Below are 17,710 nucleotides of genomic sequence, written 5' to 3' on the forward strand. Positions count from 1 at the left end.
TGTAAGGCCTTTCGGGCACTCCAGCTATCCTGCATTAACCTAAAACTAATTCTGAAAGGCATTTGGGGCACTCAAGCTATCCTGCATTGACCCAAAACTAATTCTGAAAGGCATTTGGGGCACTCCAGCTAGTCTGCATTGACCCAAACTAATTCTGAAAAGCATTTGGGGCACTCCAGCTATCCTGCATTAACCCAAAACTAATTCTGAAAGGCATTTGGGGCACTCAAGCTATCCTGCATTGACCCAAAACTAATTCTGAAAGGCCTTTGGGGCACTCCAGCTAGTCTGCATTGACCCAAATCCACTTCTTAAAAGCTTTTGGGGCATTCCAGCTAGTCTAATGGCGGGATAGCCCTCTTCCCTCATCCTTTTGACAATACAAACTCATTAGCTAACTCTTTTAGTTCACGTCCGCTAATGTCATACACCGACATCTTAATCTTATCCTCTAATAAGTCTAAGATAACATACGTTTTTTCGATACGCCCGCGGGGCAAACGAATGCTGCCGGGATTTAAATAAAGCGTGCCTCCAATTACTTCTGCACCTAATACATGTGAATGGCCAAAACAAACAATATTGGCGGCTACTTCTGCTGCTTTGTAGGACAGATTCATTAGGGATGTTTTTACTGAATACTTGTGACCATGGGTAATAAACAACTTCCTTCCAGCGACCATCGTTGTCGTCTCTAATGGATAATTGTCAAAATCGCAATTTCCCCTCACAGTCAAATAACCCTTCATCACTTCTTCGTCAGGCATTATTTCTGAATCGCCACAATGAATCATTAAATCAACGTTGTTCAAATGCCTTTCCCTTATTTCCTCTAGTTCCTCCGTTAAACCATGACTATCACTTACAACAAGAATTTTACTCATGATTATTCCGCTCTTTCTACAATGGAATCTAAGATGACATCGAGTTTTTTCAAAGCATTGGCCCGATGACTTATTTTGTTCTTCTCATCGGAAGATAATTCTGCCATTGTGCAGTCTTTTTCCGGAACATAAAAGACCGGGTCATAGCCAAATCCATTCGTTCCCCTTTGCTCATCTAGTAACCGGCCTTCACACGTACCAGCTACAGTAATGGTCTCTTTATCAGGGATTGCAACGGCAAGTGCACAATAAAAGCGGGCAGTTCGTTTCTCCACTGAAACACCCTTTAAATCTTCCAACACCTTTTCAAGATTCCTTTGATCATTTTTAGGCTCACCAGCATACCTTGCTGAGTAAATTCCAGGTCTGCCTTCTAAGGCATCCACGATTAAACCAGAATCATCACCAATCACCATTTTATTCAATCGCAACGATATGGCCTCTGCTTTCAATGTTGCATTTTCCTCAAACGTTGTACCTGTTTCTTCCACATCTTCGATTTCAGGGTAATCTAGCAGTGTCCGCACCGCTATTCCTCTAGGAGCAAAAATATGTTCAAATTCTCTAGCCTTACCCGGATTTTTTGTCGCAATAATTACTTCCTTCATACCGTCTAGCCCCTTATTTCTTTTTTCTTGCTTCTATTTTTGATTTGATTTCTTCCCCTAATGCGGTCTTTTGGTGTTCAAACAGTTCCATCAGCCCTTCTTGAGCAGCTCCTAATAAATCGTGCAGCTGCTGGTAAGAGAACGTAGATTCTTCTCCTGTGCCCTGCAATTCTACAAATTCACCATTGCCCGTCATTACAATATTCATATCCACTAAGGCTTTTGAATCTTCCGCATAATTCAAATCAAGAACGGTTTCGTTATTCTTTAAAATCCCTACACTCGTTGCAGCTAGGTAATCTGTAATCGGGAACTTAAAACCTTTTTTATCACCCAGACGATTGAGGGCAATAGCCATTGCCACAAATGCTCCCGTAATCGAAGCAGTTCTTGTACCGCCATCGGCTTGAATGACATCACAATCGATCCAAACCGTTCTTTCACCAAGGGCAGAAAGATCCACAACGGCTCTTAGAGCACGGCCAATTAACCGCTGGATTTCCATGGTTCTGCCGGTAACCTTCCCTTTTGATGATTCACGAATGTTCCTTGTTTCGGTTGCCCGAGGCAGCATAGAGTATTCTGCAGTGATCCAGCCCTTTCCTTCTCCTCGCATAAACGGCGGCACTCGCTCTTCAATACTTGCCGCGCAAATCACTTTTGTATTCCCCACAGAAATAAGGACAGAGCCTTCAGGGTGCATTAAATAGCCTGTTTCAATATGTATAGGTCTTAATTGCAGTCTTTCTCTACCATCAACACGCACTACCATTTCCTCCTTAATGGTGAAATAACCTCACCACCATAAAAAATCAAATAAAGAAGAGGAAGCCAAAAAGGCCCCTCCTCGAGATTGTCACTATATAGTATATCAAAAATAAATTTTTAGAAACTACCTGTATTGACTTTTTCTGGACGAGTTACTGGTTCAGATAATTTTACACCCTTATCATTTACCAGTTCGCCCTTGCCATCTACCATAACAGCAACACTTTCAATCCCCTTTTGTTCGGTCAATGAAAGTACGAGTGCATTAAGTAATTGTTCGGAAACAATTTTTTCTTCAAAGCTACCATAAATCGACTTATTGAAATTTAACGTGACTTTTCCATCTTCGACTTTTGGTGCCTCTAATAATTCCACGTCAGGCATAAAGTCTGAAGCAAGGTTTGATTTTGTATTTGGACCTTTCACCAACTCATTTACGACTGCAACCACATTATTTTTCTCACTTGTGTTAACACGTTTTGTTACCGGTACATAGTAATATGAATCTTCTTCACCGCCAATATAATAGACGGTTACCGGTTTGGTATTGGTAATATCCGTAACCCCTTCAGTATCAAGATTAATACCTGTAGCTCTTGATAGGTTTTCACTAATTGGTGTGCCGTTTACAGGCATTTCATTAAGTTCATGCCCATTCATTTGAAGCTTAACCTTTTTTATGGTATCAAACTGAGTGAGCGTCCATGTAATGGATTCAAGGATTTTCCTTTCATCCTCAGGCTGGTAGTTCTTAAACTCCTTCGAGAAATCGACTACCGCAAGCCCATCTTTAATATTAACGGAAATCTGAGTATCTTCCGGCAGCACGGCTCGGAAGTCATTTGGCAGCATGTCTGTAACTGGTCCATTTGTAACCAAGTGCTCCAATGCCTGTTTTGCTACAGAGGTTGTTTTTGGAAGCGTTAATGTTTGCGGTACCACATATCCATCTTTATTAATTAAGTATAATTCTGTTTTTACTGTTCCTTCAACTTCTTCATTTTGACCAGTGGTTTCCTTAGTCGGGTTTGCTTTATTTTCTGTAACCTGTTTTGGTGGATCTACTTTTTTCTGCACTTCGTTTCCAAACAAACCACACCCCGATAAAAGAAGTGTTGAAGCAAAAACAGCTGTGACTAGTGGTTTCACTTTATTTTTTGACATATTTTTTCCCTCCTAAGACAGTTTGTACTATCATGTATACGAGCCTATTAAACTAATTAGACCGCCTTAGGAAAGAAAATGGGACAAATATTTTCTTGAAAAATAGCACTTTGACATAGAATAGCGTTCCGCTTTGGGTGCTTTTCCTAAAATAAGTGGTGAAATGACAGTTGGATTGGCAGCGCTATTGGTATATAAAAAGGTAAAACTCGCCGCTAGTGAGTTTCTTTATTAGGAATATAAAAACATTATTTAACCGAGTAACCAGCATATGTAAAATAAACGGAGATTTTCCGGTTATCTGCAGAATGAAGCTCATTTCATGGAATATAGGGGGAGATTTTCCGGTTATGCAAATCAAAACCTCCCATTTTCACGTTATTCGAGTCAATAGGCGGAATAACTCCGTTTATTTGAGCTATTTTTATTAGTATTTATTAATTAAGCGGAATTTTTCCGTCTATTTATCAGAGCAGGTGCTTAATCTGATCCCCCGGACCCTCTTGATCCGAGATGCGGGAATCAACAGCTTTTATAACCTTACTTTATTAATATGGAAAAAGACGTATACCAATTCATACGTCAACAATTCTTGTAGCCTTTTAAAAACCTGAAAAATAGCCCCCTAAATAGGGAGCTTTGACTATAGTTTTATTTTTTTTACATCGTTTACAGGGAATCCGAGCCACTGGGTAGCAATTTTCGAGAAAATATATCTCGATCCTGTAGTATAAAATTCATGGCTTGGTTCATTCTCATCGGTTTCTAGGATACCGTTATATTGAAGAATGGCACTAATCTCCCTTGCCGTTTCATCACCTGAGCTGATGACATTTACACTGTCTCCCATCACCTTTTGGATGAGAGGTTCGAGCAGAGGGTAATGGGTGCAGCCAAGGATTAGGGTATCGAGATTTTGATTTTGCAATGGCTTTAAGGCTTCTATGACAATTCTTTCCGCAATCTCCCCGTCGTACTCTCCACTCTCAACAAGTGGAACGAACTTAGGGCATGCTTGTCCAGTTACAAACAAACGGCTGTTTAGTGCCTTTAACGCTTTTTCATAAGCACCGCTTTTGATGGTCCCTTCTGTACCAATAATCCCAACCCGATAATTTTTTGTACGCTTGATTGCTGTACGTGCTCCAGGATAAATCACTCCTATCACTGGAATACGCAGCTCTCTTCGAATATCATCCAAGACTGCTGCCGTTGCCGTATTACACGCAATCACGAGCATTTTTATGTTTTTTTCTAATAGGAAATTTGTTAATTCCCAAGTAAAGCGTTTGACTTCCTTGAGAGGTCTCGGGCCATACGGGCACCGTGCTGTATCACCCAAGTAGATTATTTTTTCATTCGGAAGCTGTCTAATGATTTCCTTCGCAACCGTTAATCCACCAACTCCGGAATCAATCACACCAATCGGTTGTTTCAAAATTCTCGCCTCTTTTTAAGGCTCTTTTCTTAAACTTTATTGCTTTTTGAGATAAAAGCGCTTATATAGGCTATGATTTGGTCCAAAATAGCCTTCAATTGTAAGAAAAGAGCTGCAAACTTTATTTCAAGCAAAAAATAGTTTGTTCCACGTTAAAATCGGCTTTAGGATTTTAACAAGAACTTTTTAAAGCATATCTTGATGCAGTTTCATCATATTGTTTTGAAGTTGCTGGACCTCGTCCAACGTGAAATTTGCCAAAACTTCCTGTAAGTAAACTTGACGTTTCTTAATGACCTCATCTATTATTCTTTCACCTTCTTCAAGTAAGTGAATTCTAACAACCCGGCGATCCTTCGGGTCTTTCACTCGTACAACCAGTTGATTTTTCTCCATTCTATCTACAAGGTCGGTTGTTGTACTGAATGCCAAATACATTTTAGTAGACAACTCTCCAATAGTCATATCGCCATCCTCAAAAAGCCATTGAAGTGCCACAAATTGCGGCGGAGTTATTTTATAATGACTTAATATTTCTCTGCCTTTTTGCTTAATGATTCCTGAAATATAACGCAAATCTTTTTCAATTTTAGCCACAATTTCTGCACTAACCTTTTGTGAATTTTCCACAGTCATTCTATAACACTCCTATATTGGTTTTCCCAATGCAATTTCGTAGTCTTTTCCCGTACTTTAAACTTGTTCTTATTTTCTACCTTTTCCGGTGAAATTTCAAGTTGAAAAAATTTCAAAGCAAGAAAAAGCGCTTTTAAAAACATGAACCGGCCTCCCGTAGGATGCCGGTCATGATTAAAGTTCTAGCTCTCCCATACGAAGGAGCTCTACAACTGCTTGTGAACGCCCCTTAACACCAAGCTTTTGCATAGCATTGGAAATATGATTTCGAACCGTCTTTTCGCTTATAAATAATTCACCAGCGATTTCCTTAGTAGTTTTATCCTGTACTAACAGTTCGAATACTTCTCTTTCACGTTTGGTGAGTAACGGCTTGTGAGTATATTCATTCTCCTTCAAGTATTGTGACCCTCCTTGCCTTCGCCAGTAATGAACCTTGGGGTGGGTATATATTTAGTCACGATATCATATGTGAATGACACTGGTGGAGTGACTATAATTGCTATAGAGATAATAATTTTATAAAAAAATAAAAAGTCCCTATTCAAAGGACTTTAAATTGGTTTAGCATATATGATGTAGCGTTCCGGAGCGTCTCCAACAAAACGGAATGGATAACAGGTGATGACGATTAATTCTTCTTCGGTATTTTGCAAAGTAATAATACTTCGATCATCCTTATCGACGATTTTTGTATGGGTTAATTCATATTTAAATTTCCCATTCGGCATATGAACTTCAAAGATATCCCCAGGCTCCAATTCTCCTAAACGCCTGAAAACCGTATCACGGTGTCCAGATAAAACAATCTGGCCATTCTCTCCTGGAAAGTAAGAGCCCTTGTAATGTCCAACACCTTTTTTCAGATCATTCGGGTCTGTGCCTTCAACAATAGCCAACTCAGCTTTAATTTTTGGTATCGTCAATAATCCTACTGTATCGCCAAAGTTTGGAGGTTCCATCTTTTTATTTCTTTTCGGAAGTTCCTCTTTAAATTCAGGAGACTCGGCCTTTGCAACAATCTCCTTTGCTTCTTTGAGTGAAGTATCAGTTTGAAACTTGGTCTCTATAATTTGCCAGACTCCGACTCCAATGACAACCAAACCGGCAAGTATGATTAATAACGGAAGCTTTTTCACACTCATATACCATCCTTTTTCTAACTTTGAGAAATTTCTTACTTTTAGTATAACAAAAGGCCTAATAAAAGTCTTAGCATTTAGGAAAGAAAAACCTTCTCTTCATAATAGAAAAGAAGGTTTAGAATTAAGCTTTAAATCCAGCTCAGGCACCTAGGCGCAGCTGTTATTTAAGCATGATCGCTTCCGAAGAAGTTTCTAAATGCTTGGATGGTAGTATCACGGTTCAATGCGGCAATCGATGTCGTTAAAGGAATTCCTTTCGGACATGATTGTACACAGTTTTGTGAGTTACCACAGTTAGCTAGTCCACCATCGCCCATAATCGCTTCTAAGCGCTCAGCCTTATTCATCTCACCAGTTGGATGAGCATTGAAAAGACGTACTTGTGAAAGCGGCTGTGGTCCAATAAAGCTTGAGTTGCTGTTTACATTTGGACAAGCCTCAAGGCAGACACCACAAGTCATACATTTTGAAAGTTCATAAGCCCATTGACGCTTTTTCTCAGGCATCCGTGGTCCTGGTCCAAGGTCATAGGTTCCATCAATTGGAATCCAAGCTTTTACTTTCTTTAAGGCATCGAACATTCTGCTGCGGTCAACTTGCAGGTCACGCACAACAGGGAATGTTTTCATTGGCTCTAACCGGATCGGCTGCTCAAGTTGATCAACCAGGGCTGAACATGATTGGCGCGGCTTTCCGTTAATCACCATAGAACAAGCTCCGCAAACTTCCTCAAGACAGTTACTATCCCAAGTAATCGGAGTAGTACTTTGTCCTTTTGTGTTTATAGGATTTCTACGAATTTCCATTAATGCAGAAATTACGTTCATATTGGGACGATAAGCGAGTTCAAACTCCTCTTCATATGGAGCAGAATCTGGGCCATCTTGACGTGTAACAATAAATTTTACTGTTTTATTTTCAGACATGCTATTCTACTCCCCCTTGCTTTTTGAGTAATCGCGTTTACGTGGCTGAATCAATGAAACATCTACTTCTTCGTAATGGAATGCCGGTGCAGATGAACTATCAACAAATTTCGCCATTGTTGTTTTCAAGAAGTCTTCATCATTACGGTTAGGGAATTCAGGCTTGTAGTGAGCACCACGGCTTTCATTACGGTTATAAGCACCAATGGTGATAACACGTGCTAATTGCAGCATGTTCTCTAATTGGCGGGTGAATACTGCTCCCTGGTTACTCCACTTAGAAGTATCATTGATATTGATATTTTTATAGCGTTCTAAAAGTTCTTGGATTTTCTCATCCGTCTTTAATAGCTTGTCATTAAAACGAACAACGGTAACATTATCCGTCATCCACTCGCCAAGCTCTTTATGCAGAACATAAGCATTTTCTTTACCGTTTAATGACATAATTGAGTTCCACTTGTTTTCCTGTTCCTTGACATGACGGTCAAATACAGTAGAAGAAACAGCATCTGAACTCTTCTCAAGACCCTTAATATATCGAACTGCATTTGGCCCAACGACCATACCGCCGTATATTGCTGAAAGTAATGAATTGGCACCTAGACGATTGGCACCATGCTGTGAGAAATCACATTCTCCAGCAGCAAAAAGTCCTGGAATATTGGTCATTTGATCATAATCAACCCATAGTCCGCCCATTGAATAGTGGACAGCAGGGAAGATTTTCATAGGAAGTTTACGCGGATCGTCTCCAGTGAACTTCTCATAGATTTCGATAATTCCGCCGAGTTTAATATCCAATTCATGTGGATCCTTGTGAGAAAGGTCAAGGTAAACCATGTTCTCACCATTCACTCCTAGTTTCTGATTCACACACACATCGAAAATTTCACGTGTCGCAATATCACGCGGTACGAGGTTTCCGTATGCAGGATATTTCTCTTCAAGGAAGTACCAAGGTTTTCCGTCTTTATACGTCCAAACCCGGCCGCCTTCTCCACGAGCTGATTCACTCATTAATCGGAGCTTATCATCTCCAGGAATAGCAGTTGGATGAATCTGAATCATCTCACCATTTGCATAATATGCACCTTGTTGATAAACGATAGATGCAGCTGAACCTGTATTTATAACAGAGTTTGTTGTCTTACCAAAGATAATACCAGGGCCGCCTGTTGCCAAGATTACGGCATCCCCTGCGAAGGATTTAATTTCCATAGACGTTAAGTTCTGTGCAACGATTCCGCGGCAAACGCCATCGTCATCCACAACTGATCCTAAGAATTCCCAGCCTTCATATTTTGTAACTAATCCAGCTACTTCGTGGCGGCGAACCTGCTCGTCCAACGCATATAGAAGCTGCTGACCTGTTGTCGCACCCGCAAATGCTGTACGGTGGTGCTGCGTACCGCCAAAGCGGCGGAAATCTAATAGTCCTTCTGGGGTACGGTTAAACATAACGCCCATACGGTCCATTAAGTGAATAATTCCAGGGGCAGCTTCACACATCGCCTTTACTGGCGGCTGGTTAGCTAGGAAGTCACCGCCATAAACAGTATCATCAAAGTGAATCCAAGGAGAATCGCCTTCTCCTTTTGTATTTACTGCTCCATTTATACCGCCTTGGGCACAAACTGAGTGGGAACGTTTAACTGGAACAAGTGAAAATAATTCTACAGGTGTTCCTGACTCAGCAACTTTTATGGTTGCCATTAAGCCGGCTAAGCCGCCGCCAACTATGATCACCTTACCTTTACTCATTGTGACTCACTCCCTTAATCCAAAAATCCGATATTTTTCAACACATAGTATGATGTAATTGTTTAAGCAAATGCTAAAAGTGTTCGAATGGCTACAATTGAAAGAACTACAAAAACGCCAATTGTAAAATATGTAGAAATTACTTGTGAACGTGGGGAAACTGTAATACCCCAGCTTACAAAGAATGACCACAGACCATTAGCAAAGTGGAAAATAGTCGAGATTACACCAATTATATAGAAAATAAACATAAATGGTGAAGACAGAATATTGGCCATCATATCAAAGTTAACTTCTGTACCGAATGCTGCCGCAACCCGAGTTTGCCAAACGTGCCATGCAATAAAGATTAGGGTAATAACACCTGATACGCGTTGTAATAGGAACATCCAGTTCCTGAAAAACCCATAATTCCCTGCATTGTTTTTCGCTGTAAAAGCAATGTAAAGCCCATAGATTGCATGAAATAAGATTGGTAAATAAATAATTACTGTTTCTAGGATAATTCTAAAAGGTAGGTTCCCCATAAAACCTGCAGCTTTGTTAAAGGATTCCGGTCCTCCTGTAGCAAAATGGTTGACTACTAGATGCTGCACAAGGAATAAACCTATTGGAATAACTCCTAGTAATGAATGCAATCTTCGATTCAAAAACTCACGATTCCCCGCCATAATTAACCCCCCTTGAATTTTTAAAATGATGTTAAGCCCTTTTTAACTTACTGTTCATTTTAATAGTTAGTAAACTTAGCACCACTGTGACAATTATGTGACAAGTCCATTTTACTCTCATCCGCATAGAGCGTCAAGAAAACGTATACACAAAAACTTTAAAAAAATAAAATTTTTAAAATATATTGATATTATATTAAATTATAAGTTTCTTTTCTAGTAATTGGGATTATTTTGTATGAAACCCAATAAAATTCCTAACATTTTTTACAATTATCCGGGAGCCCTCCATCGTTTTTGGAAAACATAATTATGATGAAAGACAGGCTATTATATTGCAAAATAACAATCCTTTATTACTCTAATGCTTTACACACATCACGATAAAAAGTGTTCTTATCGGAAGCCATAATTGTATATAATAGAATGGTAGAAAGAGGGGAAGCTATATGAAAGATAGTAATGTCGTCGAACTTAATTTACATTCGGACGAACCAAAAAATATTTCGTTGTTTGGCTATGAATTAATTAGGGAATTTGTATTGCCAGAAATCTTAGGAAAAGACACTCCCGAAATTCTTTACTGGGCCGGAAAACGATTAGCGCGCAAGCACCCATTAAACACTCTTGATGAAGTAATTGATTTTTTCACAAAAGCCTCTTGGGGGCAGCTCGAATTAAAAAATGAGCGAAAAAATGAAATCGAACTTGAACTAACAAGCCCGCTCATTGTCTCTCGAGTCAAATCAAAAGCGGAACATTACTTTCAAATTGAAGCAGGCTTCCTTGCCCAGCAAATCGAACTCCAAAAACAAGCCATCACCGAAACCTTCGAACACCCAGTAAAAAAAGCAAATAAAGTACAATTCACCGTCAAATGGGATCGAAAAGATACACTTTAAAAAATTTTTAAAAAGCTTTCATCGAATAGATGAAAGCTTTTTTTCTCTTTATTCGCTGACCGCAGAAAGACCAAATGCTTGGTGTAGTACTTCTACTGCTTTTAACATATGTTTTTCTTCAAGGACGACTGAAACTTTGATTTCTGAGGTGCTGACCATTTTGATTTGGATCCCGTTGGCTGCAAGGACTTCAAACATTTGTGCTGCGACCCCAGGGTTTGAAATCATGCCTGAACCGACAATTGATACTTTAGCCAATTTATTTTCAGCGTCAAGTCTCTCATAGTTAAGTACATCCTTGTTATTTTCAAGGACATTTAACGTCTCTATAAGGTCATCCGTTTTAATCGAGAAGGCAAGATTCGCTGTTTCTGCTTCTGTTGTACTTTGCACGATAATATCAACGTTTAAATGGTTTTCCGCAAGCGTTGAAAAGATTGTAGATAAACTTGTTAAAGAATTGGCGAGACCCAGTACGCTCACCTTCGTAATTTCATCTTCGAATGCCACTCCACGAACTACAAGGTTTTGTTCCATCGATGCTTCCTCCTCAATCACTGTTCCTTCTTCTATCTCCAAGCTCGAACGTACCTGAAGTGGTACTTGATAATTTTTTGCAAATTCTACTGCTCTTGGGTGTAATACCCCCGCACCTAAATTAGCAAGTTCAAGCATTTCATCATAAGACACTGATTTTAATTTACGTGCACTCTTTACATATCTTGGATCAGTGGTGTATACCCCAGTTACATCCGTATAGATATCACACTTATCCGCTTTAAGAGCTGCCGCAAGTGCTACCGCTGTCGTATCAGATCCGCCACGGCCGAGTGTGGTAATCTCGCCATCTTCAGTGATCCCTTGGAATCCCGCAACAATAACGACTTTACCTTCGTCCAGCTGTTTCTGTACGGATTCTGCATTAATCGTTGTAATACGTGCATTGCCATGGACAGGCTCTGTTAAAATACCAGCCTGCCAGCCAGTAAATGATACCGCAGGCAATTTCTGTTCATTTAAAGCCATTGATAATAATGATATGGTCACCTGTTCTCCAGTGCTTAACAGCATATCCATGTCGCGTTTATTTGGCTGCCCAGAAATTTCTTTCGCCAAGCCGACCAGATGATCTGTTGATTTTCCCATTGCTGAGACAACGACTACCACCTGATTCCCTTGGTCTGTTTCTGCTTTTACCCGCCCTGCTACATTTAGAATTTTTTCCACACTTCCTACCGAAGTGCCGCCAAATTTTTGAACAATTAAACCCATCTTTTTCCCCTGCTTTCACTTGTAGGTTAAGAATCATTATCTTTCCGTAAAAAATAAAAAACAATGAGAGGGCATCTCATTGTTTAACATACACAAAAAATTCTTGCGTCTACAATGTAAGATAGCTCTCCAAGACAATCGTCTTGACAATCCGGCATTTATTCAATGCAGGACCAGCAAAGAAAGAAATGAGACTTTCTTCACTTCGGCGAACATCCCCTTTCATGATTCTTCCCAGAAGCTCATCCTTCTCAGAATCATTACTATTGAAGCTCGCACCTCTACCTTCACTTCAGTATTAAAAAGTGATAGTAATTTAAATTTTCACTCATTATAGCATAGCCAATTTTTTCTTACAAGGCTGTTTTTGTTAAGATTATTGTAAAAAGACCATTGCTATGATTGAAGTTTTTTCATTAATTCCTCTGCTACAGGTGCAGGAATCCCAATTGCCCTAAACTCTTCAAAAGTGGCTTCTTTCATTTTCTTAACAGAGCCAAATTCTTTAAGCAATTGCTTTTTTCGCTTCTCCCCTACACCAGGAATGTCATCCAACAAGGAGTGAAATGCGCTTTTTGAGCGGGTTTGACGATGAAAGGTAATCGCAAAACGGTGAACTTCGTCCTGGATTCTTTGTAATAAATAAAACTCTTGGCTGTTTCTGCCAAGTGGTATAATTTCAAGCGGAGTTCCATAGAGAAGCTGAGAAGTCCGGTGCTTCTCATCCTTCACCATTCCAGCTAACGGAATATCTAATCCTAACTCATTTTCGAGTACATCCCTGACAGCCTCAACATGTCCTTTACCGCCATCTATAAGAATTAAATCTGGCAGCGGCAGTTCTTCCTTAAGTGCCCTCGAATACCTTCTTCTTGTTACTTCACGCATGGATTCGTAATCATCAGGACCCGTAACAGATTTGATCTTATATTTTCGGTATTCACGCTTGTTTGGCTTGCCATCGATAAATACAACCATGGCGGATACAGGGTCTGTCCCTTGAATATTCGAATTATCGAATGACTCGATTCGATGAGGGGTATAAATTCCCATAAGTTCACCAAGATTCTCAACCGCTTTTATCGTTCTTACCTCATCTTTTTCAATCAGTGAAAACTTCTCAGCCAATGCAATTTTCGCATTTTTGATCGCCATCTTAACAAGGTCCCTTTTCTGACCGCGCTGCGGCTTTAGAACTTTCACTTGAAGGAGCTGTTCGGCAATCGTTAAATCGATTTCATCCTGAATAAGAACTTCTTTAGGTTTAATATGATTGGATTTTTCATAAAATCGACCAAGAAAAGTGAGAATTTCTTCTTCCGGCTCATTGTAAAACGGGAACATCGAGACGTCACGTTCAATTAGTTTTCCTTGGCGTACGAAGAAAACCTGTACACACATCCAGCCCTTATCGACTGCATAGCCAAATACATCACGATCTGTAAAATCCGTCATCGTAATTTTTTGCTTTTCCATTATGGTTTCGATATGAATAATTTTATCTCGGAATTCCTTGGCACGTTCAAAATCCAATTCTTCCGAAGCACTCGTCATTTTCTCCGTCAGTTCTTTCTTTATTTCTTTAAATCCGCCATTAAGGAAACGGGTAATCTCGTCTGTCATTTGCTTGTATTCCTCATCGTGTACCTCATTCACACAAGGTGCCAGACACTGACCCAAATGGTAGTACAAACAAACCCGGTCCGGAAGCGTTGAACATTTTCGTAAGGGATAAATTCGGTCAAGCAGTTTTTTTGTTTCGTTAGCTGCCATGACATTTGGATATGGACCAAAGTATTTGCCTTTATCCTTTTTTACTTTTCTAGTAATGATAAGTTTCGGGTGTCTTTCCGCTGTCAATTTGATGAACGGATAAGTTTTATCATCCTTTAACATGACATTGTATTTTGGATCATATTTTTTGATTAAATTTAATTCAAGCAGCAGTGCTTCAATATTGGATGAGGTAACGATATATTCAAAGTCCTCAATTTCATTGACCAGCCGTAATGTTTTCCCATCATGCGAGCCAGTGAAATAAGAGCGAACTCGGTTTTTAAGTACTTTTGCTTTTCCTACATAAATGATCGTTCCCTGACGGTCTTTCATTAAGTAGCAGCCAGGCTGATCAGGCAGCAGTGTTAATTTTTGTTTAATATTTTCATTCATTCCAGCTGCTCCTCCCCGTCTCTTAATTATCTATCCTAAAATTTTAAATGATTAAGCGAATAAAGAAAAGCCTAATCTTTTTCCATTGGCTGTCCGCTTCAATCAACAGGGTGCCAAAATTTTTATGTTTAACCCGGTCTTTCAAAAATAAAAAACCCCAGCTAGAACAAATCCAGCTAAGGTTTTTCTTTCTTATACGTGCTTTTCTAATACGCTTGCTAATGCGTCTTTTGGTTGGAAGCCGACAACTTTGTCAACTACTTCGCCATTTTTGAACACTAATAATGTAGGGATACTCATAACGCCGTATTTTGCAGCAGTTTCTTGGTTATCATCTACATCTAATTTCACGATTTTAACTTTCTCGCCCATTTCTGAATCAAGTTCTTCAAGAACTGGAGCGATCATTTTACAAGGTCCACACCATGGAGCCCAGAAATCTGCAAGTACAAGACCAGAGCCTGTTTCGGCAGAGAAATTTGAATCGGTTACGTTTGAAATAGCCATTTGTTTATGCCTCCTAAAAAATTACTAATTACTAACGAAAGTATAGCATTGTTTAAATCATCATGCTAATAATCTGTCTCGCATGTAATTTTCCCTAAATTTCTTTTGATATTCTATGTAATAAGGCGAGCGATTGCTCGCTCACCTTATCTAGTATTGACATTAAGAATGAACTTTAAGCTTTTTAAATTCTTCTGTTAAAAGTGGCACCACTTCAAATAGATCACCAACAATACCGTAATCCGCTACTTTAAAGATATTTGCCTCAGGATCTTTGTTAATTGCAACAATTACCTTTGAGTTAGACATACCCGCTAAGTGCTGGATGGCACCAGAAATTCCGCAGGCAATATATAAGTCAGGTGTTACAACCTTACCTGTTTGTCCAATTTGTAAGGAGTAGTCGCAATAGTCCGCATCACAAGCACCACGTGAAGCTCCAACAGCGCCGCCTAAGACATTGGCGAGTTCTTTTAGAGGTTCGAAGCCTCCCGCACTTTTTACACCGCGTCCGCCTGAGATAACAACTTTTGCTTCACTTAAATCTACACCTTCACTCGCTTTTCTTACTACTTCTTTAATAATGGCACGAAGGTCCTTAATTTCAACAGAAAGGGAAGCCACTTCACCAGTTCTGCTTTCATCCTTTGTTAGTGGTGCAATATTATTTGGTCTTACTGTTGCAAAAATAAGTCCATCTGTAACAATTTTCTTTTCAAAGGCTTTTCCTGAATAAATTGGTCTAGTGAAGACAACATTTCCACCTACAACCTCAACAGCTGTTGCGTCAGAAATTAATCCAGAAGATAGTTTGGCAGCAATTCTTGGAGAAAGATCTTTCCCAAGAGATGTATGTCCCAAAACAAGCCCTTCTGGTTTTTCTTGGTCAAGTACAGCTAGTAATGCTTGAGCAAAACCATCAGAAGTATATTGACCTAACTTTTCATCCTCTACCACAACAACACGGTCCGCACCATATTGAACGATTTCTGCAGATAAAGCGCTAACATTCTGTCCAATTAAAACCCCTACAACTTCTCCGCCTTCTGCCACTGTTTTTCCAGCAGCAATTGCTTCGAACGTAACATTACGTAAAGAACCGTCACGTGTTTCCCCTAATACCAATACTTTTCTAGTCATCCCTTTACCTCCTGCAAATCAATTTTTGCTTAACAGTATTCTGAAAATTTACGTAAATAAGTATTAAACGACTTTTGCTTCCGAGTGAAGAAGGTTTACAAGTTCCTTTACCTGATCATTTAAGTCTCCAGATAAAACTTTTCCCGCTTCCTTTTTAGCCGGTAAGTAGATTTCGATTGTTTTTGTTTTTGCTTCGACATCGTCTTCTTCTAGATCTAAATCATCTAATTCTAGTTCCTCTAAAGGCTTTTTCTTTGCCTTCATGATTCCTGGTAATGATGGATAACGCGGCTCATTTAACCCTTGCTGAGCAGTAACGAGTAACGGCAGGCTCGTTTCGATTACTTCAGAATCACCTTCAACATCACGGGTAACCGTTACGTTTGTACCATCAATTTCTAGTTTAGTTATAGTTGTTACATATGGAATGTTCAACAATTCAGCTACACGTGGACCAACTTGGCCAGAACCACCGTCAATGGCTACATTTCCACCTAAAATAAGGTCAGCATTTTTATCCTTTAGATATTCAGCTATGATTTTTGCAGTGGTAAATTGGTCACCGTTTTCTACATCGTCTTCCGTATTAATTAACACTGCTTTATCCGCACCCATTGCAAGGGCTGTACGTAATTGTTTTTCGGATTCTTCCGTACCAACGGAGATAACCGTTACCTCACCGCCTTGGGCATCGCGGACTTGGATCGCCTCTTCAACTGCATATTCATCATAAGGATTGATGATAAACTCTGCTCCATCCTCATTAATTTTTCCGCCAGCAATGGTGATTTTTTCCTCAGTGTCGAATGTTCTTTTCAAAAGTACATAAATGTTCATGTTTTCCCTCCTAAAATGCAAAGATTATTTCTGTTCCAAAGATTAAGAATATTTATAGCAAAAAAATTTATTGGTAACTTCTAGTAAGAATAGAAGTTATTCACCTTTAAAGTGAGGCTCCCTTTTTTCAATGAAGGCCTGAATTCCTTCCTTTGCATCAGGTGTTTCAAATATTTCTCCAAACAGCTCAACTTCCTTTTTCACGCCTTCATAAAACTCTTCGGTTTTTGCATAATTTAATAGTTGGATTGTAGCTTTTAATGAACCAGTGCTTTTCTTAGCAATTTTACCTGCCATTTTCAATGCTTGCTCCAACACTTCGTTTTCTGGATATGCATGGTTCGCCAAACCAAATTGAACCGCTTCCAATCCTGTGATTGGTTCAGAGGTAAATAGCATTTCTGCGGCCCGTGCCACTCCGACATATTTAGGCAGTCGTTGTGTACCAGCATACCCTGGGATTAAGCCGAGCTGAAGTTCTGGCAGGCCAAGTTTCGTGTTTTCTCCCACTAAACGGATATGACATGCCATTGCCAGCTCTAAGCCGCCGCCAAGTGCAGCACCATGAATAGCTGCAAGGATTGGTTTGGGGAATTTCTCCATCCGTTCAAACAAAGCTTGGCCATACTTTCCAATATTCGCAAATCCTTCTGAAGAAAAAACGGTTGTGAATTCTTTGATATCCGCACCCGCTGAGAAGAATCGACCTTCCCCATGAATGACAATCACCTTGATGTCAGTATTAGGTTCGATCTCGTCTAGAACAGTTGACAATTCCCTTAATAATCCTGTTGATAGGGCGTTTGCCGGCGGACGTTCGATGGCGATTGTCGCTATCCCGTCTTGATAAGACCATTTTAAGTATTCCAAAAGACTCCC

General features: G+C 39.7%; 18 protein-coding genes and 1 riboswitch. Of the genes, 1 reads left to right on the plus strand and 17 read right to left on the minus strand.

All coding sequences use genetic code 11. From position 1 onward, the window contains the following. Positions 1 to 365 precede the first annotated feature (365 nt). The 11 genes from V7108_RS00860 to V7108_RS00910 all read right to left on the minus strand — a co-directional run bounded on the left by V7108_RS00860 (position 366) and on the right by V7108_RS00910 (position 10,004). Positions 366 to 884 carry a metallophosphoesterase family protein gene (locus V7108_RS00860; protein WP_335567128.1) on the minus strand — a complete coding sequence of 173 codons (519 nt, stop codon included), beginning with the start codon at positions 882 to 884 and terminating at the stop codon, positions 366 to 368. Between the two features lie 2 nt (positions 885 to 886). Next, positions 887 to 1,492: an XTP/dITP diphosphatase gene (locus tag V7108_RS00865; RefSeq protein WP_335567129.1), complete on the minus strand. Its 606-nt coding sequence runs from the start codon at positions 1,490 to 1,492 to the stop codon at positions 887 to 889. A 13-nt stretch (positions 1,493 to 1,505) separates the two neighbouring features. Then, positions 1,506 to 2,258, minus strand: coding sequence for a ribonuclease PH (rph, locus tag V7108_RS00870; protein WP_335514967.1), 753 nt, complete (start codon positions 2,256 to 2,258; stop codon positions 1,506 to 1,508). A 119-nt stretch (positions 2,259 to 2,377) separates the two neighbouring features. Next, positions 2,378 to 3,424 (minus strand): GerMN domain-containing protein, encoded by a 1,047-nt coding sequence (locus tag V7108_RS00875; RefSeq protein ID WP_335567130.1) that lies wholly within the window; start codon positions 3,422 to 3,424, stop codon positions 2,378 to 2,380. Positions 3,425 to 4,067: 643 nt separating this feature from the next. Beyond that, positions 4,068 to 4,862, minus strand: coding sequence for a glutamate racemase (gene racE / locus V7108_RS00880; protein WP_335567131.1), 795 nt, complete (start codon positions 4,860 to 4,862; stop codon positions 4,068 to 4,070). A gap of 186 nt (positions 4,863 to 5,048) precedes the next feature. Beyond that, a complete protein-coding gene (locus V7108_RS00885; protein ID WP_335514974.1) occupies positions 5,049 to 5,498 on the minus strand; it encodes a MarR family winged helix-turn-helix transcriptional regulator in 450 nt (149 codons plus the stop codon). Positions 5,499 to 5,672: 174 nt separating this feature from the next. Next, positions 5,673 to 5,897, minus strand: a complete 225-nt coding sequence (gene gerE, locus V7108_RS00890) for a spore germination transcription factor GerE (RefSeq protein ID WP_009796032.1) — start codon at positions 5,895 to 5,897, stop codon at positions 5,673 to 5,675. A gap of 155 nt (positions 5,898 to 6,052) precedes the next feature. After that, on the minus strand, positions 6,053 to 6,643 hold the full coding sequence (locus V7108_RS00895; protein ID WP_335514978.1) for a class D sortase: 591 nt from the start codon (positions 6,641 to 6,643) through the stop codon (positions 6,053 to 6,055). A gap of 164 nt (positions 6,644 to 6,807) precedes the next feature. Next, on the minus strand, positions 6,808 to 7,569 hold the full coding sequence (sdhB, locus tag V7108_RS00900; protein WP_335514980.1) for a succinate dehydrogenase iron-sulfur subunit: 762 nt from the start codon (positions 7,567 to 7,569) through the stop codon (positions 6,808 to 6,810). A gap of 6 nt (positions 7,570 to 7,575) precedes the next feature. After that, positions 7,576 to 9,333 carry a succinate dehydrogenase flavoprotein subunit gene (gene sdhA / locus V7108_RS00905; protein WP_335567132.1) on the minus strand — a complete coding sequence of 586 codons (1,758 nt, stop codon included), beginning with the start codon at positions 9,331 to 9,333 and terminating at the stop codon, positions 7,576 to 7,578. A gap of 62 nt (positions 9,334 to 9,395) precedes the next feature. After that, positions 9,396 to 10,004, minus strand: a complete 609-nt coding sequence (locus V7108_RS00910; RefSeq protein ID WP_335514985.1) for a succinate dehydrogenase cytochrome b558 subunit — start codon at positions 10,002 to 10,004, stop codon at positions 9,396 to 9,398. A 449-nt stretch (positions 10,005 to 10,453) separates the two neighbouring features. Between V7108_RS00910 and V7108_RS00915 the strand changes: the two genes are divergently transcribed. Continuing rightward, the gene (locus tag V7108_RS00915; protein WP_335567133.1) at positions 10,454 to 10,906 is read left to right on the plus strand and encodes a YslB family protein; all 453 of its coding nucleotides are present in this window, start codon (positions 10,454 to 10,456) and stop codon (positions 10,904 to 10,906) included. Positions 10,907 to 10,954: 48 nt separating this feature from the next. Here V7108_RS00915 and V7108_RS00920 read toward each other — a convergent pair whose 3' ends face one another. The 6 genes from V7108_RS00920 to V7108_RS00945 all read right to left on the minus strand — a co-directional run bounded on the left by V7108_RS00920 (position 10,955) and on the right by V7108_RS00945 (position 17,701). Continuing rightward, positions 10,955 to 12,178 (minus strand): aspartate kinase, encoded by a 1,224-nt coding sequence (locus V7108_RS00920; RefSeq protein WP_335520567.1) that lies wholly within the window; start codon positions 12,176 to 12,178, stop codon positions 10,955 to 10,957. 114 nt (positions 12,179 to 12,292) lie between these two features. After that, a riboswitch (Lysine riboswitch) is annotated at positions 12,293 to 12,470 on the minus strand. A gap of 104 nt (positions 12,471 to 12,574) precedes the next feature. Further along, on the minus strand, positions 12,575 to 14,347 hold the full coding sequence (gene uvrC, locus V7108_RS00925) for an excinuclease ABC subunit UvrC (protein WP_335567134.1): 1,773 nt from the start codon (positions 14,345 to 14,347) through the stop codon (positions 12,575 to 12,577). Positions 14,348 to 14,539: 192 nt separating this feature from the next. After that, positions 14,540 to 14,854 (minus strand): thioredoxin, encoded by a 315-nt coding sequence (gene trxA, locus V7108_RS00930; RefSeq protein WP_335517360.1) that lies wholly within the window; start codon positions 14,852 to 14,854, stop codon positions 14,540 to 14,542. Between the two features lie 162 nt (positions 14,855 to 15,016). Continuing rightward, positions 15,017 to 15,994 (minus strand): electron transfer flavoprotein subunit alpha/FixB family protein, encoded by a 978-nt coding sequence (locus tag V7108_RS00935; protein WP_335567135.1) that lies wholly within the window; start codon positions 15,992 to 15,994, stop codon positions 15,017 to 15,019. A 63-nt stretch (positions 15,995 to 16,057) separates the two neighbouring features. Further along, entirely contained in the window at positions 16,058 to 16,831 is a 774-nt protein-coding gene (locus tag V7108_RS00940) for an electron transfer flavoprotein subunit beta/FixA family protein (RefSeq protein ID WP_335567136.1), read from the minus strand. A gap of 96 nt (positions 16,832 to 16,927) precedes the next feature. After that, a complete protein-coding gene (locus V7108_RS00945) occupies positions 16,928 to 17,701 on the minus strand; it encodes an enoyl-CoA hydratase (protein WP_335567137.1) in 774 nt (257 codons plus the stop codon). Positions 17,702 to 17,710: the final 9 nt, after the last annotated feature.

Origin of the sequence: Neobacillus vireti (genome assembly GCF_036962345.1) — a bacterium.
In the GTDB taxonomy this organism is placed as follows: Bacteria; Bacillota; Bacilli; order Bacillales; family Cytobacillaceae; genus Neobacillus; species Neobacillus vireti_A.

Bases quoted from the DNA above. Each gene is read 5' to 3' on its own strand.
- V7108_RS00860 (WP_335567128.1), bottom strand. From the start codon at position 884: ATGAGTAAAATTCTTGTTGTAAGTGATAGTCATGGTTTAACGGAGGAA.
- V7108_RS00865 (WP_335567129.1), bottom strand. From the start codon at position 1,492: ATGAAGGAAGTAATTATTGCGACAAAAAATCCGGGTAAGGCTAGAGAA.
- V7108_RS00875 (WP_335567130.1), bottom strand. From the start codon at position 3,424: ATGTCAAAAAATAAAGTGAAACCACTAGTCACAGCTGTTTTTGCTTCA.
- V7108_RS00885 (WP_335514974.1), bottom strand. From the start codon at position 5,498: ATGACTGTGGAAAATTCACAAAAGGTTAGTGCAGAAATTGTGGCTAAA.
- V7108_RS00895 (WP_335514978.1), bottom strand. From the start codon at position 6,643: ATGAGTGTGAAAAAGCTTCCGTTATTAATCATACTTGCCGGTTTGGTT.
- sdhB (WP_335514980.1), bottom strand. From the start codon at position 7,569: ATGTCTGAAAATAAAACAGTAAAATTTATTGTTACACGTCAAGATGGC.
- sdhA (WP_335567132.1), bottom strand. From the start codon at position 9,333: ATGAGTAAAGGTAAGGTGATCATAGTTGGCGGCGGCTTAGCCGGCTTA.
- V7108_RS00910 (WP_335514985.1), bottom strand. From the start codon at position 10,004: ATGGCGGGGAATCGTGAGTTTTTGAATCGAAGATTGCATTCATTACTA.
- V7108_RS00915 (WP_335567133.1), top strand. From the start codon at position 10,454: ATGAAAGATAGTAATGTCGTCGAACTTAATTTACATTCGGACGAACCA.
- V7108_RS00920 (WP_335520567.1), bottom strand. From the start codon at position 12,178: ATGGGTTTAATTGTTCAAAAATTTGGCGGCACTTCGGTAGGAAGTGTG.
- uvrC (WP_335567134.1), bottom strand. From the start codon at position 14,347: ATGAATGAAAATATTAAACAAAAATTAACACTGCTGCCTGATCAGCCT.
- trxA (WP_335517360.1), bottom strand. From the start codon at position 14,854: ATGGCTATTTCAAACGTAACCGATTCAAATTTCTCTGCCGAAACAGGC.
- V7108_RS00935 (WP_335567135.1), bottom strand. From the start codon at position 15,994: ATGACTAGAAAAGTATTGGTATTAGGGGAAACACGTGACGGTTCTTTA.
- V7108_RS00940 (WP_335567136.1), bottom strand. From the start codon at position 16,831: ATGAACATTTATGTACTTTTGAAAAGAACATTCGACACTGAGGAAAAA.